Origin of the sequence: Streptomyces sp. NPDC059567 (assembly GCF_042735655.1) — a bacterium.
Lineage (GTDB): Bacteria > Actinomycetota > Actinomycetes > Streptomycetales > Streptomycetaceae > Streptomyces.
On record NZ_JBHWBS010000008.1, the window covers coordinates 58,229 to 81,148 of the forward strand.

Here is a 22,920-nt window from a genome sequence, read left to right on the forward strand (position 1 = left end):
GGGCGTTGGGGGGGGGGGGTTCCTTGGGTTGGGTGTGTTTTTTGATTTGGGGGTGGCCGGGCGCTTTTTGTGGGGGGGGGCCCCCCCCCCCCACGCCGGACTCGCCTTCGACGAGCACGACGCCCGACACGAACACGCACCATGGCGGCCACCCGTGACGGCCGACCCGACGGTGGCCCGGTGACGACTCCCGCAGCTTGCGCGGAGGGCGGGGCCCTGTTGATGTGGCGGTCGGGCGAAGCACAGCAAGGGACGTACCCCACCCCTGGCGTGCAGAGCGCGTACACTCCGTCGCCCGAGCACACCGAGGTCGGCGACTCGGCCCCTTTACGCGGTCGTCACCGATGGCAGAGGCGCCGCAGCCGGGGTCGCCGTGCAGGTGTGATCCGTACCCGTACCGCATGCAAGTCAGGAGCCCGCCCATGCACCGCTTCGATGTCGAGACGCTGACGGCGGGCCAGTGGCGCAACGGCGGAGGCGCGACCAGGGAGATCGCTTCATGGCCGGCGGGCAGCGAGGAGTTCGGATGGCGCGCGAGCGTCGCCGATATCGACCGGGACGGGCCGTTCTCTGCGTTCCCGGGCGTCGACCGGACGCTCACCCTGCTGGCCGGCGACGGCGTGCGGCTGACCTGCCCCGGGGTGTTCAACCGGCTGCTGACCCGCGCGGGCGAACCGTTCGCCTTCTCCGGCGACCACCCGCTGGCCGCCGAACTGCCCGGCGGCGCCTGCCGGGTGCTCAACATCATGGTGCGGCGCGACCGCTGGTCCGCCCAGGTGGACCAGGTCACCGGCCCGCTGGTGCTGCCCCTCGGCCACGCCGGCGTGCTCTACGTGCTGCGCGGCCGGTGGCAGGCGAGCACGGACAGTCGTGTCCTGGCATCCGGCCAGGGCGTGTGGTGGGAAGAGGACGGCAACGCGTCGGGCCAGGCGGTCACACCGCTCTCACCCGACGCCACCGCCCTTTGGGCAGACATCGCCCCGACAAGCTGAAGCTGCAACCCACGTCACCTGGCCCGTCGTCGACGGGCCCCGGCCGGCGGGTGGGTGGGTCAGGTCAGTCCCACTGCTGGTCCGCGAGGGAGGCGACGGGCTGGGGCTTGCCGATGACGGCCAGGGCGATGAAGAAGTTGATCTGACCGATCGCGATCGTCAGCGTGGCCAGCGCCTTCTCGTCGTAATGCTTAGCCACCTCGGCATACAACTCATCCGACACACGCTCCCGGCCGTGCTGGGCCGGCTGAAGCGTGGCCTCCACCAGGGCGAGCGCGGCACGCTCGGCGCCCGTGAAGTACGGGGCGTCCTGCCAGGAGGAGACGGCGGTGATGCGCTCCTCGGACTCCCCGGCCTTGCGCAGGAAGCCGGTGTTCAGGATCGTCAGGTAGGTGTTGTGGACGATCTGCCCGGCACGCAGATGGACCAGGCTCATCGTGGTACGCGGCACCGACTGATTGCCCGTGGCCCGGAACAGGGCGGCACTGATGTCGCGCAGTTCGGGAACGAACTCGCCAGGGTTGGGCATCCGGGAGATCGAGGTCTTGTCCGTCACGGCATTTCTCCTTCATATCGGCTTGGTTGGCGTCTTCACAGCACTGACGGAAGCACGCACGAAGATGTGACAGCTTCCCGGGAGATTTCTTCCGGCCTCCTCCGGGCCTTGCGGCAACCGTGTCCTCGCTCGGGCGGCGCGGGAGGACGGAGTGCCGCTGGCTTTGTGTGCGACTCCAGCAGCTGGCCAGTGCTCGTAGCCATCGGATGGCTCCCTCGGACGAGCGGCCTCATCCTGCGGAATCCGGTCGGTAAGGATCTCGGCAGACGGCGATCGCCGACTTCGTCGGACTTGTGTAGCAGGCCCTGCTCTCGTTGAGCTACGGCGAACGGCCATGGAGCGCTGTCGGGCTCGGGGTTCACAGGCTGCTGGCGGTGATGTCGCCGTGGGAGGTGGTGGCGCGGATGTGGAGTTCGGCGCTGCCGTCGTTCTTGAGGGCGTTGCTGACACGGCCGTGGTCGGTACGGGCATCCAGGGTAGCCGAGACGCCGGCGGCGACGGTGACCGAGATGTCGCCCTGCTGGGTGCTCAGGGTGACCGTGCCGCGCACGGCCTCGGCGATCCGGATGTCGCCCCTCTGGGTGCTGATCTCCGCGGCACCGCCGAGGCGGCCGACCGAGACGTCACCGTCGAGGACGCTGAGGCGTGCACTCGCGGCCTCGTCGAGCTTGACCGGGCCCTGCGCGGCCTCGAAGGCGACGTCGCCGAGGCGTCCCACGCCCTGGAGTTCGACCGCGGCCGCCTTCCCCTCGATGCGGGAGCCGGCGGGCAGCTGGACCGTCACCTCGATGGAGCCGGAGGGCTTGAGGTTGTTCCCCTCCGGGGCCTCGATCCGCAGGATGCCGTCGGCGTAGGTGACCGTGGTCTGCTCCGCCGCCTTCACGTCGCGGCTCTTCGAGGCGTCCTCCGGCAGGACCTCGACCGTGGTGTCGGTCCGGTCGGCGGCGACGAACCGGATGCGTCCGGCGGGGATGTCGAGGACGGCAGTGACCCTGGCGGGGGTGTCGAACTTCTTCATCATGATCTCCCATATCTCATTGTTGTGTGGCGCTCCACTCGCCCGGAAAATGGCTCTGGGCAAGACAGAGACCCGGTGACACAGCCTTCAGGGCGCCCAACTGTCCACACGAACCGACCCGCCCAGCGCTGACGAAGCGTCGCACTCCGGCGGTGACCTGGTGTTTCGTGCTGCCCTATGCTCAGCCCCTGTGGTTTCGTATACGCACCAGGGGACAACTTCCTCCGCTCTTACCCGTCTTAGCGTCAACGCCGCACGCCTCGTCGGCATACCCCCCGAGGGATACGCGCACTTGCTGGGCCTGGCGCCCGAGCATCTCCACGACGACCTGTGCCGGCCCCCCTCGGCCACGAGCCTCCGCATCGCGGAACTGACGACTTCTCACATCTCCTGGGCCGAGCTGTCCATGGTCCTGGCACAGCAGTCGGACATCGGGGCCCTCGGTGTCTGGGACTACCTGATCACCTCCGCACCCACTCCGCTCGAAGGCATCCGGGACGCCGCCGCCCACCTCGCCACCTTCGCCGACACCGCCACGGACACCCTCCGGATCACCGAGGACGGAGGCCAGATCACCATCAGCCACATCAATCAGGCCGATCTGGCCCACGAGGCGGCCTGCGCCGTCCGCGCCTACGTCCTCAGCCTCTGCCTGCGGCGTCTCAGCGAAGCCGCGCAACGCCCCCTCGTCCCCGTCCGCGTCACCCTGGCCTCCAAAGCCCCACGCCGGCGCCATCCCCTGACCGAGCAGTACGGCACCCGCACCATCGACTTCGAAGCCCCCGGCAGCTCGATCACCTTCCTCACCGCCGACCTGAACGCGCCGAACCCACACGCCCAGCCCGGCCTGTCGGCCGTGCTCCGAAGACACGCCGACCAGAGCCTCGCCACAGCCATGCCGCTGCACAACTGGCTCGACCTGTTCCGCACCGCTCTGGCCTCCGTCCACGACGACACCACACCGAGCCTGACCGCCGTGGCCCGACGCATGGCCGTCAGCACCCGAACCCTCCAACGCCGCCTCGACGACCACGGCACCAACTGGAAGAACGAAGTCGAGACCCTGCGCCGCACTCACATCACACAGCTGCTCCGCACCACCGACCTCAGCATCAACGCGGTAGCCACCCGCAGCGGCTACGCCGACGCCCGCACCCTGCGCCGAGCCATCCAACGCTGGTACGGCACCACACCCGCCGCCCTCCGCCGCACCAACCACCCGCACAGCGAAACGACAACCCCCGGGACCACCAACCAAGCCATCACCACTGAGTAGGCGTCCCGGAACCGCTTCGCATGCCCAAGGGAGGCCGCTGAGCGGCCGTCAGGCCAGAACACTGAATCTCACCCTCAACGCGCTCCCCCTTTGTGTTCCTTCAAGACCAGTCGCACCGACATCGTCTTGTCCGCACGGCAGCTCGGTACGACCGGCCGTGGGCCGTCCGCATTCACGAGAACGATCACCACGCTACGGCCACACCGATCACTCGCCCCAGGGGCAGGACACGCCAACGAAGGGACCGAGCACGCCATAGACGAATCCCCACCCGCAATGGCGACACCAGACGCCGGTCCACGAGGTCCAGGACCACATTGACGGCCGCGGCACCAAGCCCCGCCTGCAGGGAGCCAACCCAACCGAGCTGGGCAGGTACTGACTTCCTACTGCTCACGACTCACCTGCTGTCGGCGCTCTCCGGCTCCCGATGTCCCACACGGGCCGCAGAACGGCGTGACCGGAGGGCCGGTGCGCACGGCACGACTGCGGTCGCATCGGTCGCCCGGGGCCCGGAGCCAGTCGGTCGAAGGGCAGCATGGCGCGGAAGGTCCCCTTGCTGTCGTGAGCTGCCCTGGCCAGGTCATCTTCCCGGCCATAGCGTGGTGATCGTTCCCGCATGGTGCGGCCGCGAGGCGTTCACCGGGGCCAGACCATGCTGGTTCATGCCACAACCGATCGTGCTGTACTGAGAAGGACCCGTCGTGAGAATCAATGCTGTTCGCTGGGCTGCTGGCGTAGCGATAGCGGGTGTGCTCGTGTCCCCGTGCCTTCCGGCACCGTCTGCGTCTGCGATGTCCTGGGGGCTCGTTACCGACGCCCACAGCGGCAAGTGCCTGGAGATCGCGGACTGGCGTAAGGCCTACGGTGCGCCCGCCCGCCAGTGGGACTGCACGTACGGAAGCAATCAGCTGTGGCTCTAGCCCCCGGGAACTTCCGGCGCTCAGCCGGCCAAAGGCCGGCATCCGACGCACCGTAGCGGCTTCCCGCGAAGCGGGCTTGCGGTCCTGGAGGAAAGCCAAAGGACCAGGGTGCGGGAGCCGCCCAACGGGCCGTAGGCCTGGACCCCATGAGGCGGTCTCACCTCCCGTGCGAAATGCCGGGGCTTGGCTTCATTCATGAGGCACTGAAAGACGCTCTTGAGCTTCAGCCGCCGTGCCCCTGCGCTGAAGGAACTACTCCGCGGCCTGCCTGTGGTCTCACGTCGAACGCTCGCCCGGCCCCAGACCAACACCTGTGCAAGGGATACGTCGGCGACCGCCGGCTCACCCGCACTCTGGGGACCCCCCGTCTTGGTCATCAAGAACGACAACACCCAATCAGGAGAAACACCCATGAGCGCCAACAGCACCCAGAAGTCCCAGACCAAGCTCACCGAGTTCGTCGCGCAAGCCGCCACCAAGTTCGATGTCCCCGGCGCAACAGTCGGCGTGTGGGCGGACGGCCGCGAGACGTATGCGGGCCACGGCGTGACCAGCCTCGACAACCCGCTCCCCGTCGACAAGGACACGCTGTTCCAGCTGGGCTCCATCACGAAGACCTTCACGGCGACCGCGCTGATGCGGCTGGTCGCCGACGGCCGGATCGAGCTGGACGCGCCGGTGCGCCGCTACGTCCCCGAGCTCGTGCTGGCCGACGAGAAGGCGGCGGCCGAGATCACCGTCCTGAACCTGCTCAACCACACCTCGGGTCTGTCCTGGAACGTGATCGTCGACACCGGGGACGGCGACGACGCCCTGGCCGGATTCGTGGCGAAGATGGCCGAGCTGCAGTTCGTCGGTGAGCCCGGTGCCCGCGCCTCGTACAGTCAGGCCGGGTACAACCTGCTCGGGCGCGTCCTCGAGAACGTCACGGGTCTGACGTACGAGCAAGCCATCGCCTCGCTCCTGTTCGAGCCGCTGGGACTTTCGCACAGCTTCTTCGGCACCGCCGAGGTCATGACCAGGCGGTTCGCCGTGGGCCACAACCCCGACGAGGGCGGCAACCTGGCAGTCGCGAAGGAGTGGCACCTCACCCGGGGCAACAACCCCGGCGGGGGCCTCGCGGCCTCGGCAGCGGACGTCCTCCGCTGGGCCCGTTTCCAGCTCGGCGACGGTCTTACCGAGAAGGGCGAGCGGCTTCTGCCGACCGAGGTACTGCACCGGATGCGGGAGCAGACGGTCGAGCTGCGCGGCAGCAATCTCGGTGACGGCTTCGGCATCTGCTGGTTCCTGCGCGAGGTGGACGGCGTGCGGACGATCGAGCACGGTGGCTCGACAAACGGCCAGTTCGTCGAGCTGCTGCTCGTGCCCGAGCGCGGCTTCGCCGTGGTCGCCATGTCGAACTCCGGTACGGACGGCATCCCCTTCAACCGGACCGCCGTCCGCTGGGCCCTGGAGCACTACCTCGGCGTCGTGGACAAGGACCCGGAGGCGCTCCCCTACGACGAGGCGCGGGCCCAGGAAGTCGTCGGGGCCTACGCCAACGACGCCATGACGCTCACCGTCGGCGCCAACGGGGTGGAGCTGACCATCGGGGCCGTGATCAAGCCGGAGATCCGAGAGTCGGCCGACTTCGAGATGCCCGCGGACCACGAGCCGGCCGCCATGGGCCTGCTGCCCGGCGACGGCGACGAGTTCATCGTCACCGCGGGTGGACTGGCGGGGCAGCGGGGCTTCTTCTCCCGCGACGCGAGCGGCGCCATCGCCGGCATCGACCTCGGCGGCCGCATGTTCAGCCGGGTGCCCACCGCCTCCGAGTGACGAACCCGCTCCCGATGTCCTCGTCGCCACGGGGGAGCGACGAGGACATCGTCACGCGCGGAACATTCCTAGGAATGGCGTGGGCTGGCCACCCATTACGTACGGCAGGACACCCGCGAGCTACCTCGCCGGGCTCCCTCTGCGTGGGGGTGATCTGGCCTCCGCAGCCTCCAACCCACCTTGCGAGCCAGAGGGATCGCACCACCTGTCCCGTATGCAGACCACCGAGCCGTTCCCCTCCCCCGCGCGGGGGAGAGGGACGGTCCGTGGGGCTGATGCGACCGGAAACGACCCCGGCAGAGCATGAGTTGTGAGGATCACGAAGGCTGGAGGTCACGGTGTCCATCCCCGCAACGACACAGACGCACGAGGGGGCACCGCGCCTCGCCCCGGCACCCCGCTGGACCGGGTGGCCGCGGCGGTGGCCTGAGTGGGCGCCTGCCGCCGCCGCGACCTGTGGCGCGGTGTACGCCATCGTCGAGGCCACCTGGGCCGTGACGCGAACCACGGTGCCCTTCACCCCGCACACCCCCTACTCGCCGGTTGTCCAGCTGATCCTGGCCGGCCTGGCCATCGCTGCCGGTATCGCCAGCCGGGCAACCAGGCGACAGCTGGACCGGCCTGGCCGAATGGCGGTGGCGGGTGCGCTCATTCTGACCATCCCCGTGTTCGCGATGGGCGCGACCAGCCTGCCCGCCTACTTCGTCACTCTGGCGGCCGGTTCCGGGCTGGAGAGCGCCACCGGCCTGGCCCATGTGCTGATGAGCACGGCCCTCACCGCTGTCCTCGTCCTCGTCGCTCTGTCGTACCGCCGACGGCTGGCCGGCACATGCCCCCGCTGCGGGCAGAAGCACACCGGCGGCCACGACGCCCCACTCGTCCATCCTGGCGCCACGACTGCCTCCCGGGGCACCCGGAGACTGGCCTACCTGCTGATGTGCGGGATGCTGCCGTGGGCCGGAGCAAAGACCATCTGGACGCTGGGCGGTGACGCGCTCGGCATCACGGCCGAGAAGTGGAAGGAGTCGAACTCCGGCGGATCGGAGGTGGCACAGGCGCTCGCCGAGGCAGGTATCGATGTCACTGTGCTGGCTGCGGGGCTCGGGTTCTTTCTCCTGACCGGGCTGATGTACCCGTGGGGGCAGGTGTTTCCCCGCTGGACGCTGATCCTCTCCGGGCGCCGTGTACCGCGTCTGCTGCCCTTGATCCCGGCCTGGCTGACCGCGCTCGGACTGTCGGTGTACGGGGTCTTCCTGGTGATCTACGCTCCTCTCGCCGCCCTCGGAGTGTTGCCGGCACCCAGACTCGACACGGATCTCGGCGCCACCCTCTCCGGGACTCTCTGGCTGGCCGCCTTCGGTGGACTGGCTTTCGGCGGCCTGGGCTTCGCCCTCCTCGCGGCCGCACGCTCCTACTCCGCCCGGACCCGCCCCGCCTGCGCCACCGCGACCCCGGAGGCCTCACCGACCAAGACGGCCCACGCAGAGGCAGGGGCCTCAACGCCCCCCGCCTACTAGCGAATGCCGGCCGAACACTCCCTCGGCGTAGCCCGAAACGGTCCCGGATACGTTGCCGTCCATCCGAGCCATCCCTACTTCTGCGCTGAACCACTCCAGCGACTGCGTTCTCGGCGACGCACGCGAGAGCCACATCGAACACTGCGACCAGTGGGACTCCCGATCCGATAGGCAGGCCCGCCCACCCATGACGTTCCCCGATCACCTCCAGCACCTCGCTGAGAGCGCCCTCGCAACCATCCCGGCCGCCGATGCCGGCGAAATCTAGGCTGTCTCCTTCCTCATCGACAACGAGGACGACGACCATCGCCGGCCGACCCTGACGATCGGCTACAACACCGAGACTCAGGCACGGCACAGCATTCAGGATGCCTCTGACCAGGCAGAAGCCCGCTGGAACCACGCCTTCTGGATCCAGAACCAGCTGACTGTGGTCGGCGACCTGACCAGCGACCGCGGCGGCGCCACAGCTCGCCGGGAGTGGATCACCGAACTCGGACTTTGGTACGAGGAGCCGACCGACCACGCGGCCTGGGTGCCGGTCATCGGGCCGCTCGCCGCACAGATCGAGTCCCATTTCAACCAGACCTGCTGCCGGCTCGCCCGAACCCTCCATACGACCGGCGTCATCGAAAGATCTGTCGGCCGAAGCGTGCCGGTGATCGTCCACGAGGTGGAGTACTACGAGGAGATCGCCCGGCGGACCGAGCCCGCCAACCCACCTGGCCTCGCGCACGACTTCACCTCATGAGTCCGCAATGGCTGAGGCATTCGGGGACTGTTCCCCCACCCGACTCCACCATCAGCGACCCTCCCCCGAAGCAGTCGAAGCACTCTGCTCCAAGTCCTGTGGTGTCCACGGAAGCACAGCGACCATCGTTGGGTGGTGCCTCACATCCAATGGCGCAAGGCCGACGCGGTCCGAGAAGTGCTGGCGACTCCGCCAAGTCCCGCTGAGAGGTGGGAAAACTACGTTCCGCGTCCATGCGTCGTACATCCCGAGCTGGTGACGGAGTACCCCTACTGGGACCTCCAAGAGCAGATGTGGGACGAGTTGGAGTTCCGCTTCTTGGCATTGGACGAGGAGACGGGCTGGGACTACCAGTCACACCTCTCCACTGCCCCCGGCACCAAACTGTGCGGGTACCCGGGCTGGTGTCAGGAGCCGCAGTGGCCGAACTGCATCCAGTGCGGGAATCGCATGGAACATCTGCTGACGGTCGAGAGCACCGAGGCCGATTCCCTGTCCCGGCGCGCTTGGACCCCGGTCGAGGACCTGGATCGGGAGTACGTCGGCCCTGGTTTGGTTCTCGGTGATCTGGGCGGCGTGTATCTCTTTGAGTGCCTCGACTGCCCCCACCGCCCGCACACGCACCGATACGACTGTTCGTAGCGAACGAGGTCCGTCGCTGCAGCGTACGGACATACAGTGACCGATATTGAACCTGTTCAACAATAGTGGCAGGATGCGGTGCGGGGGTGGTGGTCGTGGCAGAGGTGCGACACGATTGGCCCGACAGTCGGATGCTGTTGGTCTCGATGCTGGTGCTGTTCCAGGAGGCGGTGCTGGCCACCATCGTCGTGGTGCTGTACGGGCAGACCCAGGAGTCACCCAACGCTGTGGGCAACCAGGGCCTCGGGCTGGTGCTCGTTCTGCCAGTTCTGCTCGTGGTGGGTTCCGCCGTCCTAGGCGCGGTGGCGCTGTTCCTCGTACTCCCCGCGGTGTCACTGAGTCATCAGTTGGGGCGTCGGTTCGGCGGCCGCGAGACCTGGTGGTGGGCACTGCCGGTCGCGGCGGTGTTCGCCTTCTTCCTGCTCGCCGCCGCCGTCCAGGCCGACGTCATGGGACCGCTCACCGCGCTCAAGGCGTGGCTGCCGGTCGCCGTGGTGCTCGTCGTGCCCACGTTGCTCGCCCGGCTGCAACGGCAGGGACTCCTGAGGTCGGTGGCGCTGTGGGGTTCGGGGGTGGTGGTGGCGGTCGGCGTCTTCGGTGGTATCGCGGTTTCCACCGGCCTGATCGAGGAGTACCGGCCCCCGCAGCTCACCCGGGCGGTGCTGGACGGCACCTGGTCCGACGGGCGGGGCGGCACACTGACGTTCACGACAGTCGGCAAGGTGACGGCCTCCGGAATCGACCACCGGCTCGGAAGCGGCGACCTCGACGAAGCGGTCGAGTGCACAGGCCAGGGCACGTGGACGTTGCAGACCATCGAGGACACCGGGATCCAAGAAGTCGACCTCACCATCCCGGGCTGCTCATACGCACCCTGGAACGTCGGGGGCACGCCGGCGCGGATCACGCTCTACCAGTACATCGGAGACCCGGACTCCTGGAACCTGTACGAGGTGAACAAGACTCCCACCAGCCCCTGATCAGCAACCGCGCCCCGTCCAGGATGGCACGGAGGGTGTTCGCGCAGACGGCGCGGACGGAGTGACGATGATGCGGAAGACGCTGCTGCCGCCGTGATCACGGACTCAGCAGCCGGCCTGCGGCGACCGCCGAGGCCACCGTCCCTCCGGCCACCACCGCCGAGGCCGCGCACAGCGGAACCCTCGACGTCCACGTGCGCAGCGTACGGGAGCGGGAGACGCGGTCCAGCAGAGCGTCCCGTCCACGGAGCACTACCAGGCCGACGCCGGCGAGCGTCAACGCCATGCCGGATCCGAAAGCGGCGACCATCGCGAGTGCGATGCCGACCTTGCCGGTCAACAGTCTGGTGAGCAGGACGAGGAAGGCCGACGGCGAGGGCAGCAGGCCGCCCGACGCCCCGAGGAGGAGGAGTCCGCGCCAAGTGAGGTGTGGTGACCCGTCCGGAGAGTCGGACGGCACCGAGAAGGCAGGAGTGACCCGGGCGTTGCATTCGTGGCAGCCGGGTATCGGGGCGACGAACTCCAGCCCGCCGTCTGCGGCCGGGGTGCCGGTGCGGTCGAGGCCGGCTGGGCGGTGGTGGAGATGTGCAGTCCCAGTCCGTTCCCGTCCGTTCCAGTCGCCCGGTCCGCTGGCTGCGGGTCGGCCTGCCGCACCGGGCGGGGGATGATGGGGTTGGAATGACGGAACGCGAGGTCAGGAGCTTCCATGGCGAAGCGGGTTCACCAACCCCGTGAGGACGCGGAGTTCGATTTCATCCTCGGGATGAGCCGAGTCCCGGTCCTCGCATACTTCATCGGGACATGGCCCAAGGCAATCGAGCCCTGCCGGGCGATGGACCTCGTCGTGGGTGGCATCGCCGACGAGTACACGGGCCGCCTGACGGTCGTCCGCACCGACATTACGCGCTGTCCGGCCGCAACCGAGCGATACGGGATCACCGGAGCCCCGTCCTACGTCCTGCTGAAGGAGGGAGAGGCGGTGGCGCACGGCACGGGGCCTATGACCAGCGCCGAGGTACGGGAATTCCTGGACGGCCACCTCTGAGCGGCCGCGACCCCCGTCACACAGCGCCGCCCGTGTTGGAGCCGAGGCAGCACGTCCACGGCTTTCACGCGCTCGCAGACGGGACGTTTACACTGCCCCGACTGCAGACTGACGATCGACCGGTGCGCCTTGGGCTCGCTCACCAGAAGTCCGACGGGTTTGGGCTTCGGATCTCTCCCCACGGTTGCTCATCCAGAGGCCGCGGAAGGGACGGCGTTGGTCCTGGCCCGGGGGCTCGCGCCGTTGGTGTCGGGGATGCGGCCCGCTCCTTGTGCGAGCTGTTGCTGTCGGGGGGGGGCGGCCTCAGGATGCGCGCCATGATGGGGGCTTGGCGTCGCAGGCAGGCCATGAGAACTGGAGTGCGCGGTGGGGACGATACTCAAGGGCATGAGCCGCGTTAGGTGGCACGAACTGACGCATGCGTACGGATCAGCGGAAGAGGTCCCGGGCCGTCTGTCGCGGGTGGCGTGGGGCGATGCATTGACCAGCGCTTCAGCGTTGAGTGATCTTGGACTCTGGCTCGGTGAGCTGTCTGTCTTCGACGCGACTGCCGAGGCGGTTCCGTTTCTGTGGGATCTCGCAGTGTGTGACTCTGTCGCCAGCCGCTCCGGTGTGATCCAGCTGCTCCGGACGATCCTCGAACAGGCCAATCCCCCACGGCTCGACATTCAATGCGCAGCTCACCGAGCTGTGCTCGACGGCAGGAGCCTGGCAGACAGGCTGGCCGGTGACGGGGATGTCGCCGTGCAGACACTGGCTCAGGACTTGGTGGCCGCGATCGACAACCACGTCTGCGAGGCCTGCCGTCCCTCCTGAACACAGGCCCCTTGTGGCTGTCCTGGCGACAGCCCACCGCAACGAGGCAGTCGCCGGGTCGTGTCGTCAGCTGACTCCCTGCTGTTCGGCGCGCGCCCGGATGATGGCGAGGCGGTAGCAATCGGTGCCGGTGCGACGGCAGAGACGTCCGACCCTGAACTGTGGCGGACGGCGTCCAGGAACGCATTCCAGGAAGTGCGGCCGGTCTCCAGCGCAGCAGCGAACGAGGACGGCCACAACAGGCGAGGCATACAGCCGGCCCGCACATCACAGAGCAGGCGCCAAACGCGCCGGGGCAGTTGAGCCGCCACCCGACCTCATGGCCACGAAACCGACGATGTTGGATAGCGGCATGGTGAGACGCAAGAAGGAGAAGCGGCCCACCTTCGGCATTCCGAAGGGGATCATCCTGCTGGCGACGCCGGACGGCTGGCGCCACAGCGTCCTCACCGTGGAAGGCGGAATGCTCTGCGGGCGCCTGGACGTGCCCCTCCACACCGACCCACAAGACGCTCGGGCCGCGGCGGCGGCAATGGTGACGGGACTCGCCCGCGACTTCCACGGCACCGACGTCGAGGTGAACTGGGATCCGCCCCAGAAGCCTTGGTCGTGGACCGCGCAAGTAACCATCGCCGTCGGAAATGAACCCGCCTCACCGGACGCCGGGGGTTAGACGGCAAGTTCAGCTTGTCGTTTATCCACCGGCGTCGAACTGGACTCGAACTGGTTCGGAGTTTCCCCAGTTCACCGGATGTTCGAGGGGCCGGGCCCCGATCCTGTACTCAGGGTTGATTCAGCACGGAGGCCGGGATCGTGGGACTGGTCGAGCACAGCGTCCAACGAGACGCGTTGTCGGTTGTCGGAGTTCCGGTCGGAACCGTACGGGTGCCTGACGTCGCGGGCGGATGCCTTGTTCGACTTGTGTGACGCGCTGCTGTGCACCGACGGACCGGTCCGCACCCTCGTAGACCTGGCCCTCGCGCCGGAACACCGACGCGGGCACGGCGCCCTGTACTCAGGGATCAACCGGGGCCGGATCGATGTCGCCCGGCTTCGTCGCGCGCTTGCGGGTGTGCCGCTGCCCAGGGCGAGCGACGGCCGGCTGGTGCTGGCCGTGGACGTCTCCCCGTGGCTTCGGCCAGATGCCGATACCTGCTCGGACCGCTCCTTCTGCCACACCTTCGGCCGCGGCCTGGGCAAGCACCAGATGGTGCCCGGCTGGCCCTACTCGATCGTCGCCGCTCTGGAGACCGGCCGGACTTCATGGACGGCCCTGCTGGACGCGATCCGGCTGGAGCCCGGCGCCGACTTGGCCGCGGTCACCGCCGACCAGGTCCGTGCCGTCATCGAACGTCTCGTGGAAGCCAGCCAGTGGCAGGAGAGCGACCCGGATGTCCTGGTCGTACTCGACGCCGGATACGACGCACCCCGTATCGCTCATCTCCTCGACGACCTGCCTGTCGAGGTGCTGGGCCGGCTCCGCTCGGACCGGGTGATGCGCAGGCCCGTTCCGGTGCCGTGGATCTGTCCGCCGCAGGGTGGCCGCCCGCCCAAGCACGGCGGCGAGTTCGTCTTCGGCCGCCGCGAGACCTGGGGCGAGCCGGACGCGGTCACCGTCACGAACACCGACCGATACGGGACCGCGGCCGCGCTGGCCTGGGGCCGGCTGCATCCCCGGCTGACCCGCCGGGCGGCATGGGGTGACCACGAGGGCCCGCTGCCGATCATCGAGGGCACCGTGATCCGCCTGTCGGTCGAGAAGCTGCCCAGCGGCGGGGTGAACAAGCCCGTCTGGCTGTGGTGGTCGGGCACCGGCGCCGCCACGAATGACGTTGACCGGTGCTGGCGGTCCTTTCTCCGCCGCTTCGACGTGGAACACACCTTCCGGCTCCTCAAGCAGACCCTCGGCTGGACCCGGCCGAAGCTGCGGGACTCGGCAGCAGCTGACCGCTGGACCTGGCTCGTCCTGGCCGCACACGCTCAGCTCCGCCTGGCTCGCCCTCTCGCACGGGATCTCCGCCGGCCGTGGGAGCGGCCCGCAGAACCGAACAGACTCACCCCTGCCAGGGTCCGCCGCGGGTTCAGGAACCTGCGGGCTAAGACGGGCACACCAGCCAGTGCACCGAAACCCAGCCGGCCCGGCCCCGGTCGCCCGCCCGGCTCGAAGAACCGGCGACCGGCTCCCCGTTACGACGTCGGGCGGGTCCTCGCCACCGGCGAGTCCTACACCCGACCCGCACACCACAAGGTCGGCACGAAGCCTCGACGCATTGGAGGGTCGGCAAGCTCAGACTGATAGGAGGAATCCACCGATCTGGTATTCCAGTCCCTCACGGAACTCCAGGTGCGGGATGGCACTCCGCATCGCCGAGTACAGCGCGGGCGGCACCTCGTAGACCGCGGTCTCAAGGAAGTCGTCGTCCCGGCCGGGGAACAGGTCCCGGATCCTCAAGACCTCAACGCGGTTGAGGCCAGTGACATGTGCGGCTTGCTCGTCGCTGTCCCAGCCGATGAGGTCCCACCCAAGGGTTTCGGTGTTGATGTCGTTCACGCGCCTACGATAAGCGCGAACAGGCCATGAGGTTAAACGGCAAGTTCAGTGCCTGTTTCTGAACCGGGCGGATGGACATGGCTGAGCAGGTCGTGGCTGCCGGCAGCAGGAATGGTGCGGCTCCCGCGGCTCGCTGTGGCGCTTGTCCAAGTGCTATGCGGGTCATGCTCGGTGTGCGGGGCGGCGGTGGTGGCGACGGGACAACGGGCGCGGTAGTGTGCGGGAAGCGTCGCGTGCCGGTGGCAGACCGTGTCAGGCATGGAGGCGCCGAATCGAAGGAAGCCGACGATGCATCTGTCGCACCCTTCGCTCTCGCGTGACTGAGCGCGAGACGACCAGGCTCGTCGCCTGGAGCCAAGAACTCCGCCGAGTGCACGGCCGACTCAGGGAAGCGCTGTCCGTGACCCGCGCGTCCCTCGCCGACGGCACCCCCGGTGAGGCGGCCACCCGTGAACTGCTGCTGTACTGCCATGGCTTCTGCACGGCTCTCGACCGCCACCATCAGGGCGAAGACCGCACCCTGTTTCCGGCCATCGCAGCTGCGTATCCGGAGCTTCGACCGGTGCTTCGCTTGCTCGAACAGGATCACTCGATGATCGCCCACCTGCTCGGCAGCCTCCGCGCTGCGGTCGACCGGGCCGCGCCGCCTGAGGAGCTCGACCACCACCTCGAAGGCATCGCCGCGATCATGGAGAGCCACTTCCGCTACGAGGAGCGGCAACTGCTCACTGTGCTCGAAACCCTTGAGCTTGCAGCCGTACCACAAGAGGTGCTGGGACCCATTTGATCCCACGCTCCCTGCGAGGCTGACCTGTTGAGGCCGACCTCGGCGAAGTAGGCACTGGCTGCGGCGGGGTCGCGGCGTGCGTAGCCCAGGTCCAGGCGTCCGGTGTACCGGTCGCTGGCAAGGCGCCACAGGGTGCCGAGGTCCATGACGTAGCCACGCTCCTGGCCTGTCTGCTGCAGCCAGATGTCGACGCAGTCGGTGGAGCAGAAGAGGCGCTGGTTGGCACAGGTGTGGACGACGTCGTCCCAGGCCCGCTGCATGGGGGTGAGTAAATGGGCCACCTGGTCGCCCTTCGGGGGTGCGTCCCGGCCGACCACCCAGGCGTGCGGGGTGTCGCAGGCCGGGCAGCCGGTGGCGACCAGGACGTCGGGCTCGTCCTTGAGCAGGTGTGGCAGGGCGAACGAGTCCCAGGCGCATCCGCCCCACCACAGGGTGTGCGCGCCCATGACGGAGAAGCCGAGGGGCACGGACGCAAAGGGGTGGGCCATCACGACCTGGTCGTGGTTCTGCGCGTCCAGGACCAGATCATGGCTTTCGTGGAGAGTGCGCAGTTCCTGGCGGACTAGGTCGGGGGCGAGTCCGGTGAGTGCGGCGAGTTCCGGGACGCTCGGAGCCTGTCCGGTGCGCGCGAAGCCGTGATAGACGGCCAGGACAGCCGGGGCGTCTGTGCACGGGTAGTGCGGATGATCTTCTGCTGGGTAATGTTGATCTTCGGACATCAAACGTATGTCCCCACCATGCCCGAAGGGTACGAAGACGTCCCCGCAGCGGGGACGGTGTGCCGCAGACGTGGGCCCGTTCCTTGGCGGTGCGTCGGGCTCGCGGTGCCGGGCCGGCCATGGTCGCCGCTGAGACCGCGGCGGCCGGAAAGTGAGTAGACAGATGCAACCGACGTTCGTCCTCGTTCACGGAGCCTTCGCGAACTCCTTCTCCTTCGCGCCCCTTCAGGCCGAACTCGGCCTCCTCGGACACCGTTCGGTCGCCGTCGACCTGCCCGGCCACGGCTTCCAGGCGACCTTCACCCGCGCCTATCAGACGCCGCAGGACCCCGAAGGGCTCGCCACTGCGCCCGGCTCGATCAAGGGCGTGACGCTCGCCGACAACGCCGCGCACTTGATCGGGATCCTGGAACGGGCGAAGCGGAACGGCCCCGTGATCCTCGTCTCCCACAGCCGCGGCGGCATCACGGCCACGGCCGCGGCCAACGCGCGCCCGGACCTGATCGACCGCATCGTCTACGTCTCGGCTTGGTGCCCCGTCCGGCTCGACGTCGGTGGTTACTACGCCGAGCCGGAGATGGCCGGAGTCGACCCTGCCACGTTCGCTTCGGCGCTGGCCGGGAACCCTGCCGACCTCGGCCTGCTCCGCGTCAACTTCCGCACCGCGAACCCGGACTCGCTCGCGGCGTTCAAGGCCGCCTTCTTCGCCGACGGCACGGACGAGCAGTTCCTCACCTTCCTGAACACCTTCCAGCCCGACGAGAACCTGGACGCCGGCGACTCCGCCGACCGGGCGCAGGCCGCCACCTGGGGCCGCATCCCGAAGACCTACATCCGCCTGGCCGACGACGCGAGCCTGCCCCTGGCCATACAGGACCGGCTGATCCGCGAGGGCAACGAGCTGACGCCGGACAACCCGTACGACGTCCGCACCCTGGACGGCAGCCACCTGAAGTGGCTGGTCGACCCGGCGCCCGCGGCCCGCGCCCTGGGCGAACTCGCCACGCTCCCGGACCCGTCCGTTCAGGCGTGATCGAAATCGCGTGAGGGCGGTGGTGGTGGGAGGGCAGCCGCTCGTGTGCGGCTCCGGCTGCCTTCCCACACGCCGGCAACGTAACGCCGGAAGCAGGGCTCGTCCGGGACGGCTTGGTGGTCGGCTCCTGAAGTCCTTCGGGGGTTGACGTGAGGTCAGGCGGATGCGGCTTGGAGGAGGGTTACGGCTGCGGTGGTGCGGGCGTAGAGGACGGAGCGGCCGGCGCGGTGGGCGCTGACCAGGCCCGCTTTGCGGAGCGCGGTGAGGTATTGGGATACCCCTGCTGGGGAGAGCCCGGTGCGGTGGGCCAGCTGTGTGGTGGAGGCCGGGGTCTCCAGTTCGGTCAGCAGCAGGGCCCGTGAGCGGCCGAGTACGGCGGCGAGGGTGTCGGCCCGGGTGACGGGCCGCGCCGTCCAGAGTGAGCCGACACCGCGTGCCGGATAGACGAGTTGCGGTGGGTCCGGCAGTGTCGTTCGGGTGCGAAGTCTCGGTCCGGTGAAGGCCGAGGGGATCAGCAGCAGTCCTGTCCCTGCCGTCGTGCGGGTCAGCGGCTGCTTTCGGCTGGTCATCCGTAGCGCGTTGGCGTCCCAGCTCACTGACGTGTGCAGGTCGTTGAGGAGGTGGCCGGCACCGTGCTCGGCGGCCAGGCGGGCCCGGTAGAGGATGTCTGCGTCCAGGACTGCCCGGATTCGTGCCCAATAGGGGGCGAGTGCCAGCTCCCAGTACGTTTCGAGCTCTTCGGTGACCTTGGCCAAGCGGCCTGGCGGGTCGGCGTGCAAAGTGCGCAGCCGGGGGCCGAGGCTCCCCTGGTGGCGGGCCAGGTGGTCGAGGTCCTGGCGGACCCGGTCGGCGGGCGAGGCCCGGATCGCCTCCCACTCTTCCGCCGGGGTGGGAGCAGATCCGGCGGGGGCGGGGTTGAGGAAGTCGGGGACGTAGCCGGTGGGCGGGATCAACTCGGCCAGCCAGCCCCGGTCCAGCCCGGCGGTCGCCAGGCGCGGCCGTACCTGTTCGGCCCAGGGCCGGTGGATTGGATGTGCGGCGGCGGACCTCAGCAGCCGGAGGCTGGGCGCGACCTCCCACATTGGTGAGACGGCGAACCGCACCTGCGCCAGATCGCTCGCCGAGAACGCCAGCTCCGCCAGGACGACCACTCCTCAATGGATTCGTACATGTCTTAATCAACGGCAGGTCAGCCTATCGTGCGGACATCATCGCGCCATGACCTCACAGACGATCCCCGCGGCGGCAGCGGGCACCTGGACGCTCGGCGACCGCTCGGTCAATCGGATCGGTTTCGGCGCGATGCGCCTGCCTCAGCCCGGCGAGGCGTTCGCGGCCGATGCCGTCCCACGCGACCGCGACCAGGCGATCAGCGTGCTGCGCCGCGCGGTCGGCGACCCCGACAACCTTACCCAGAACGTCGCCTCCGGCTCCCTGCACCTGTCGCAGGACGAACTCACCGCCTTGGACCCCGTCCACCACAAGACGGCATGAGCCAGACCCCCAAAGCGCTGTGATCCACTTCTGCTGATCGGCCAGTCTGCCGTGGCTGTTGCTGGTGCCCGCCCCATAGTCCTGACTGCCGCCGAGCCGCAACGGTTGAAGAAGGCGGCCTACGGTCACAAGACTCCGCACCAGGCCAGGGTCCGATCACAGATCGTGCTCCTGGCGAGCCGGGGCAGGTCCAACGTGCGGATCGCTCTCGAGGTGGGCGTACACGTGGACAGCGTGCGCACCTGGCGGGGCCGGTTCGCCGACGGAGGCCTGCCGGCCCTGGCCGACCGCAGGCGCAGCGGGCGCCCGGCCTGCTTCACCCCCGTGCAGGTCGCCGAGGCCAAGGCCCTGGCCTGCCAGCTCCCCGCCGAGACCGGGGTGCCGCTGGCGCGCTGGTCGTGCCCGGAGCCGGCCGCCGAGCTGACCGCGCGTGGCGTCACCACACCGTCTCGGCCTCCACCGTGCGCCGCTGGCTGCGTCAGGACGCGCTCAAGCCCTGGCAGCACCGGTCCTGGATCTTCATCCGGGACCCGGACTTCCGCGCCAAGGCCCAGCGCATCCTTGACCTGTACGCCCGAACCTACGAAGGCGAACTCCTCGGCACCGACGAATACGTGGTCTCCAGTGACGAGAAGACCTCGATCCAGGCCCGCTGCCGCTGCCACCCGACCCTGGCCCCGGGCCAGGCGGCCAGAGCGATGCGCGTCAACCACGAGTACGGCCGCAGCGGCGCCGTGGCCTACCGGGCCGCCTACGACGTCCACCGGGCACGAGTCTTCGGCCGCTGCGAGGCCACCACCGGCATCGCGCCGTTCATGGCCCTGGTCGAACAGGTCATGGCCACCGAGCCCTACGCCAGCGCCAGCCGAGTCTTCTGGATCGTCGACAACGGCTCCTCTCACCGTGGGAAGAAGGCCATTGACCGTCTGACCAAGGCGATTCCGAACGCGGTCATGGTCCACACACCCGTCCACGCCTCCCGGACAAACCAGATCGAGATCTTCTTCTCGATCGTCCAGCGCAAGGTCGTCTCACCCAACGACTTCACAGACCTGACCCAGGTCCGGGACCGGCTCCGAGCATTCGAAGACCGCTACGACTCCGCGGCACAACCGTTCCAGTGGAGGTTCACCACCTCCGACCTGGACGACCTGCTGGCCCGGCTCGACCGACGCACAACCGCCGACCGACACCAAGAATCCTCCATCGCCCTGGCAGCCTGAACAACCCGCGAAGGACTTCCGGAGCCGACCACTTAGACGCTAGCTCCGCCTGAAGGAAGCCCTACTCGGCAGGTCCCAGGGCGGGTTGACGAGCAAGGTTCACCTCGCCGCGACCACAGGTACCGTCCGCTCGGGGGCGAGCTCGTCGCCTTCGGGTAGTGCTTGGTACGTGACGAGGACACCACGCTGGTACCCGACCTCAGCCGGCCAGGGCCGCCGTGCGTCCGTCTAAGCTCCTTCGAGCTGTGCCAGGACGAGGGCCAGCGGCAGTGTGACGACGGCGAGCGCGAGTCCCGCTGCGGCCAGCCCGCCGCGGATCTCCCGCTTGCCACGAATCCCCAGGTAGGCGGCGATCAACGGAAGCAGGAAGCCTAGAAGCAGGCTGAAGCGCCAGCCTTCCTCCTTGAGGAGGAAGACCATCGCGCCCGCACAGGCCGGGACCGACACGACGCTCATCACTCGGCTGCGCGAAAGGAAGAGTTCGAGGTCATCGACTCCACTGAAGAAACTCATGTCCTGTCCCTGTCCTCTTCGCCGCCTGTCATCAGATGATCGTAGCGACCGGTCCCGCTCGGATCGTTCCGTCCACCGGCGGGTACCAGCGGGGCGCTCCGCCGCGCGGCGGAGCCTTTCGAGCCCATGGGGCGACGATTCCCCGGCCCAGGCAGGCCGTGGACGGTGCGGCACGGGCCGAGCGCACACCATGACTGTCAGGGGCGTCCGCTGCGGAGACCTTTCGGCGGTTGCCTTCTCGATGCGGTCGCATCCGGGAACGCCAGGACCAGGAACTCAGCCGGGTCCTCCTCCTCGTTCACGTCCGGCCGAACCTCACCATGAAGGGAAAGATGTGACCTCGTTCGATCTGGCCAAGCCCGAGACGCCTTGGGTCATCTTCGGGCCTCGCGAGGCGGTGGAGTTCAAAGAGCAGACGGCGGCTCTGCGTGCTGCGGGTGGTCGGGTGTACGAGGTGCATGCTCGCGATCTGACGGATGAGGCGGGCGTGCTTGACACCTTTGCCCGGGCGGTCGGAATCCCCGGCTATTTCGGCTGGAATTGGGATGCTCTGGTCGACTGCCTCGACGATCTCCACGATCCCGTCACGGGCGGGGTGGGGATAGTCATGGTCGTCCACGGGGCCGATGCGCTACTCGGGGCGGATCACCTCAAGGTGTTCATGATGGTGCTCTGCCTCGCGGCGGACCGCGCGAACACCGCGGTGGATCCGGACGGCGACCTCAGGGATCAGCCCGTGGTGATCGAGCACTTCGTCTTCCTGCTCGACGACGTCCGCGCCCAGGAATTCGCCGCGGGGATCAAGGATCCCGACGTCGTCGTTCGTGTGGAGGGTGACTTCCTCACGGTGGCCCTGGACCTCGACGTCTGGCGACCCAAGGCGGCCGGGCGCCCGAAGACCTCCTGACTCCGGGCCGTACCGGAACCCGCCTTGACTCCTCGGACCGGCCCAGCACCTGGGCAGCCGGCATGTCGGTGTCCGTCATGGAGCTACTGCGGCACGGACGGCAGCGATCAGCCATCCTGGCATGCGGACCGCGCCAGTACGTCCGCGGCGCCCCTCCCCCCCGGCCCGAAGCCAGACTGTCACTCACCCAGCACGATCCGGCTTTTGCCCGTCAGGCGCCTCTCGACGCCGCGGCCACGCCGTCGCTTGCCGGTCACGTTTGAAGGGACTCCGCCCAGCCGTTTCGCACCGCGTAGGCACCGAGCTGCATCCGGCTGCGGACTCCGGCCATGTCCATGAGATGACGCAGGCGTCGGTGCAGCGTGCGCGGTGACAGACCGAGTTGTGTCGCGGCCGTCAGGTCCGTCAGGCCGGCCAGGAGCAGCGCGAGGATCCTGCGGTCGAGCTCGGTCAGGCCTTGCGGACCGACCTCGACGGTGGATTCGGTTTCTCCGACCGTGGCCGAAAGCGCGAGCGGGTGGGCGGTCTGCCATACCGTCTCGAACAGAGCGTCCAGCGCGTCCAGCAGGCCGCTGCGGTGCAGCAGCACGGCGCCGGGCTCCCCGTCCGGTGTGACCGCGAGCGGGACGAGGCCGAGGTCGGCGTCGGCCAGCACGAGTTTCATCGGCAGCTGGTCGGCGACACGGAGTTGCACGCCCTTGCGCAGTGAATCGATCGCGTCGTCGATGATGCCCGGCTCTGCCAGCACGGCCCGGTCCAGTACCGCCCGGAACTGCACGCCACGGCCGATGGCCACGGGTTCGGCCGTGTTCTCGTCGGGCGGCAGGGCGACGAACGGTGCGGTGATGAAGGATCGGACCTGCGTACGCGCCGCCTGCTGCACCTGGAGGAAGCGATGGCGGATGGCGTCGACACCCGTGACGACCTCGATCAGATCGTTGATGCTGCTCCCGGTCATCGCCGCTCGGTGTTCCTCGGCGAAGGTCACCAGGGCGTGCTCGGCCATGCGCAGCCCGTCCCGGCGCTGGCTGATGAGAGCGCCGAGCGCCATGGCCGGCGGCGCGGCGGTGAACCGGTCGTCCGCCGACCTCGTCACCAGTCCCCACCCGGCCAGGCGGGACAAGGCCTTGTCGACACGGGCATGCGGGAGGGCGACCTGGTCGGAGAGCAGGCTCGCGGTGGAGTTCGGCCGTCCGAGCAGCGCCCGGTAGACACGCTCGTCATCGGGTTCGAGGCCCAGAACATCCAACATCGGCGACCGACTCTCTTCCGCTTGCCGCAGCGGGGAGAGTATGCGCCATGGCGGCAGACCCTGAATAGTCCCTGGTGGGAGTGGGTCCGGGGGGAAGGGCCCCGGGG

The 22,920-nt window shown here is 68.6% G+C and carries 23 protein-coding genes and 2 pseudogenes; 17 read left to right on the forward strand and 8 right to left on the reverse strand.

All coding sequences use genetic code 11. The annotated features are described in order from the left end of the window. The first annotated feature begins 422 nt into the window (after nt 1–422). Nucleotides 423–992, forward strand: a complete 570-nt coding sequence (locus ACFVZW_RS06520) for a HutD family protein (protein WP_384517597.1) — start codon at nt 423–425, stop codon at nt 990–992. Between the two features lie 64 nt (nt 993–1,056). Here ACFVZW_RS06520 and ACFVZW_RS06525 read toward each other — a convergent pair whose 3' ends face one another. Both ACFVZW_RS06525 and ACFVZW_RS06530 read right to left on the reverse strand, forming a co-directional pair. Next, nucleotides 1,057–1,521 (reverse strand): carboxymuconolactone decarboxylase family protein, encoded by a 465-nt coding sequence (locus ACFVZW_RS06525; protein WP_384517761.1) that lies wholly within the window; start codon nt 1,519–1,521, stop codon nt 1,057–1,059. 385 nt (nt 1,522–1,906) lie between these two features. Beyond that, the gene (locus ACFVZW_RS06530) at nt 1,907–2,566 is read right to left on the reverse strand and encodes a DUF4097 family beta strand repeat-containing protein (RefSeq protein WP_384517600.1); all 660 of its coding nucleotides are present in this window, start codon (nt 2,564–2,566) and stop codon (nt 1,907–1,909) included. Between the two features lie 190 nt (nt 2,567–2,756). Between ACFVZW_RS06530 and ACFVZW_RS06535 the strand changes: the two genes are divergently transcribed. The 6 genes from ACFVZW_RS06535 (at nt 2,757) to ACFVZW_RS06560 (ending at nt 10,473) form a co-directional block, all read left to right on the forward strand. Continuing rightward, nucleotides 2,757–3,842 carry a helix-turn-helix domain-containing protein gene (locus tag ACFVZW_RS06535; RefSeq protein WP_384517602.1) on the forward strand — a complete coding sequence of 362 codons (1,086 nt, stop codon included), beginning with the start codon at nt 2,757–2,759 and terminating at the stop codon, nt 3,840–3,842. Nucleotides 3,843–5,176: 1,334 nt separating this feature from the next. Further along, complete coding sequence (locus ACFVZW_RS06540; RefSeq protein WP_384517605.1) at nt 5,177–6,583, forward strand: serine hydrolase domain-containing protein; 1,407 nt, start codon at nt 5,177–5,179, stop codon at nt 6,581–6,583. Nucleotides 6,584–6,921: 338 nt separating this feature from the next. Beyond that, the gene (locus tag ACFVZW_RS06545; protein ID WP_384517608.1) at nt 6,922–8,100 is read left to right on the forward strand and encodes a hypothetical protein; all 1,179 of its coding nucleotides are present in this window, start codon (nt 6,922–6,924) and stop codon (nt 8,098–8,100) included. A 430-nt stretch (nt 8,101–8,530) separates the two neighbouring features. Then, complete coding sequence (locus ACFVZW_RS06550; protein ID WP_384517611.1) at nt 8,531–8,851, forward strand: hypothetical protein; 321 nt, start codon at nt 8,531–8,533, stop codon at nt 8,849–8,851. Between the two features lie 255 nt (nt 8,852–9,106). After that, nucleotides 9,107–9,493, forward strand: a complete 387-nt coding sequence (locus ACFVZW_RS06555; protein ID WP_384517614.1) for a hypothetical protein — start codon at nt 9,107–9,109, stop codon at nt 9,491–9,493. 95 nt (nt 9,494–9,588) lie between these two features. Then, entirely contained in the window at nt 9,589–10,473 is an 885-nt protein-coding gene (locus ACFVZW_RS06560) for a hypothetical protein (RefSeq protein ID WP_384517617.1), read from the forward strand. 97 nt (nt 10,474–10,570) lie between these two features. Here the strand turns inward: ACFVZW_RS06560 and ACFVZW_RS06565 are convergent, their stop codons facing one another. Continuing rightward, complete coding sequence (locus ACFVZW_RS06565) at nt 10,571–10,933, reverse strand: hypothetical protein (protein WP_384517620.1); 363 nt, start codon at nt 10,931–10,933, stop codon at nt 10,571–10,573. Nucleotides 10,934–11,179: 246 nt separating this feature from the next. On the opposite strand from ACFVZW_RS06565, the gene ACFVZW_RS06570 reads away from it, so the two are divergent. From ACFVZW_RS06570 to ACFVZW_RS06585, 4 genes are all read left to right on the forward strand, one after another. After that, on the forward strand, nt 11,180–11,518 hold the full coding sequence (locus ACFVZW_RS06570; RefSeq protein ID WP_384517622.1) for a thioredoxin family protein: 339 nt from the start codon (nt 11,180–11,182) through the stop codon (nt 11,516–11,518). Nucleotides 11,519–11,884: 366 nt separating this feature from the next. Further along, the gene (locus ACFVZW_RS06575; RefSeq protein ID WP_384517624.1) at nt 11,885–12,334 is read left to right on the forward strand and encodes a hypothetical protein; all 450 of its coding nucleotides are present in this window, start codon (nt 11,885–11,887) and stop codon (nt 12,332–12,334) included. Between the two features lie 352 nt (nt 12,335–12,686). Continuing rightward, nucleotides 12,687–13,007, forward strand: a complete 321-nt coding sequence (locus ACFVZW_RS06580; RefSeq protein WP_384517626.1) for a hypothetical protein — start codon at nt 12,687–12,689, stop codon at nt 13,005–13,007. Between the two features lie 183 nt (nt 13,008–13,190). Further along, on the forward strand, nt 13,191–14,630 hold the full coding sequence (locus tag ACFVZW_RS06585) for an NF041680 family putative transposase (RefSeq protein ID WP_384517629.1): 1,440 nt from the start codon (nt 13,191–13,193) through the stop codon (nt 14,628–14,630). Here the strand turns inward: ACFVZW_RS06585 and ACFVZW_RS06590 are convergent. Then, a complete protein-coding gene (locus ACFVZW_RS06590) occupies nt 14,622–14,885 on the reverse strand; it encodes a hypothetical protein (protein WP_384517632.1) in 264 nt (87 codons plus the stop codon). The genes ACFVZW_RS06585 and ACFVZW_RS06590 overlap by 9 nt on opposite strands. 316 nt (nt 14,886–15,201) lie before the next feature. Here ACFVZW_RS06590 and ACFVZW_RS06595 point away from each other — a divergent pair, with 316 nt between their 5' ends. Then, complete coding sequence (locus ACFVZW_RS06595; RefSeq protein WP_384517635.1) at nt 15,202–15,672, forward strand: hemerythrin domain-containing protein; 471 nt, start codon at nt 15,202–15,204, stop codon at nt 15,670–15,672. Here ACFVZW_RS06595 and merB read toward each other — a convergent pair. After that, the gene (merB, locus tag ACFVZW_RS06600; protein ID WP_384517638.1) at nt 15,591–16,391 is read right to left on the reverse strand and encodes an organomercurial lyase; all 801 of its coding nucleotides are present in this window, start codon (nt 16,389–16,391) and stop codon (nt 15,591–15,593) included. The two genes, ACFVZW_RS06595 and merB, sit on opposite strands and share 82 nt — an antisense overlap. A gap of 163 nt (nt 16,392–16,554) precedes the next feature. Between merB and ACFVZW_RS06605 the strand changes: the two genes are divergently transcribed. Then, nucleotides 16,555–17,424, forward strand: coding sequence for an alpha/beta fold hydrolase (locus tag ACFVZW_RS06605; protein ID WP_384517641.1), 870 nt, complete (start codon nt 16,555–16,557; stop codon nt 17,422–17,424). A gap of 155 nt (nt 17,425–17,579) precedes the next feature. On the opposite strand, the gene ACFVZW_RS06610 is transcribed toward ACFVZW_RS06605, so the two are convergent. Beyond that, entirely contained in the window at nt 17,580–18,575 is a 996-nt protein-coding gene (locus ACFVZW_RS06610) for a DUF5937 family protein (protein ID WP_384517643.1), read from the reverse strand. 67 nt (nt 18,576–18,642) lie between these two features. Here ACFVZW_RS06610 and ACFVZW_RS06615 point away from each other — a divergent pair. From ACFVZW_RS06615 to ACFVZW_RS06625, 3 genes and pseudogenes are all read left to right on the forward strand, one after another. Next, nucleotides 18,643–18,816 (forward strand): annotated as a pseudogene (locus ACFVZW_RS06615) (aldo/keto reductase); the annotation flags it as partial. Between the two features lie 297 nt (nt 18,817–19,113). Further along, nucleotides 19,114–19,308, forward strand: a pseudogene (locus ACFVZW_RS06620) (helix-turn-helix domain-containing protein); the annotation flags it as partial. A gap of 71 nt (nt 19,309–19,379) precedes the next feature. Beyond that, a complete protein-coding gene (locus tag ACFVZW_RS06625) occupies nt 19,380–20,141 on the forward strand; it encodes a transposase (RefSeq protein ID WP_384517646.1) in 762 nt (253 codons plus the stop codon). 228 nt (nt 20,142–20,369) lie between these two features. On the opposite strand, the gene ACFVZW_RS06630 is transcribed toward ACFVZW_RS06625, so the two are convergent. Further along, nucleotides 20,370–20,654: a hypothetical protein gene (locus ACFVZW_RS06630; RefSeq protein ID WP_384517648.1), complete on the reverse strand. Its 285-nt coding sequence runs from the start codon at nt 20,652–20,654 to the stop codon at nt 20,370–20,372. Between the two features lie 334 nt (nt 20,655–20,988). Between ACFVZW_RS06630 and ACFVZW_RS06635 the strand changes: the two genes are divergently transcribed. Beyond that, nucleotides 20,989–21,561, forward strand: coding sequence for a barstar family protein (locus ACFVZW_RS06635; RefSeq protein ID WP_384517651.1), 573 nt, complete (start codon nt 20,989–20,991; stop codon nt 21,559–21,561). 253 nt (nt 21,562–21,814) lie between these two features. Here the strand turns inward: ACFVZW_RS06635 and ACFVZW_RS06640 are convergent, their stop codons facing one another. Further along, on the reverse strand, nt 21,815–22,813 hold the full coding sequence (locus ACFVZW_RS06640) for a helix-turn-helix domain-containing protein (protein ID WP_384517654.1): 999 nt from the start codon (nt 22,811–22,813) through the stop codon (nt 21,815–21,817). Between the last annotated feature and the right edge of the window lie 107 nt (nt 22,814–22,920).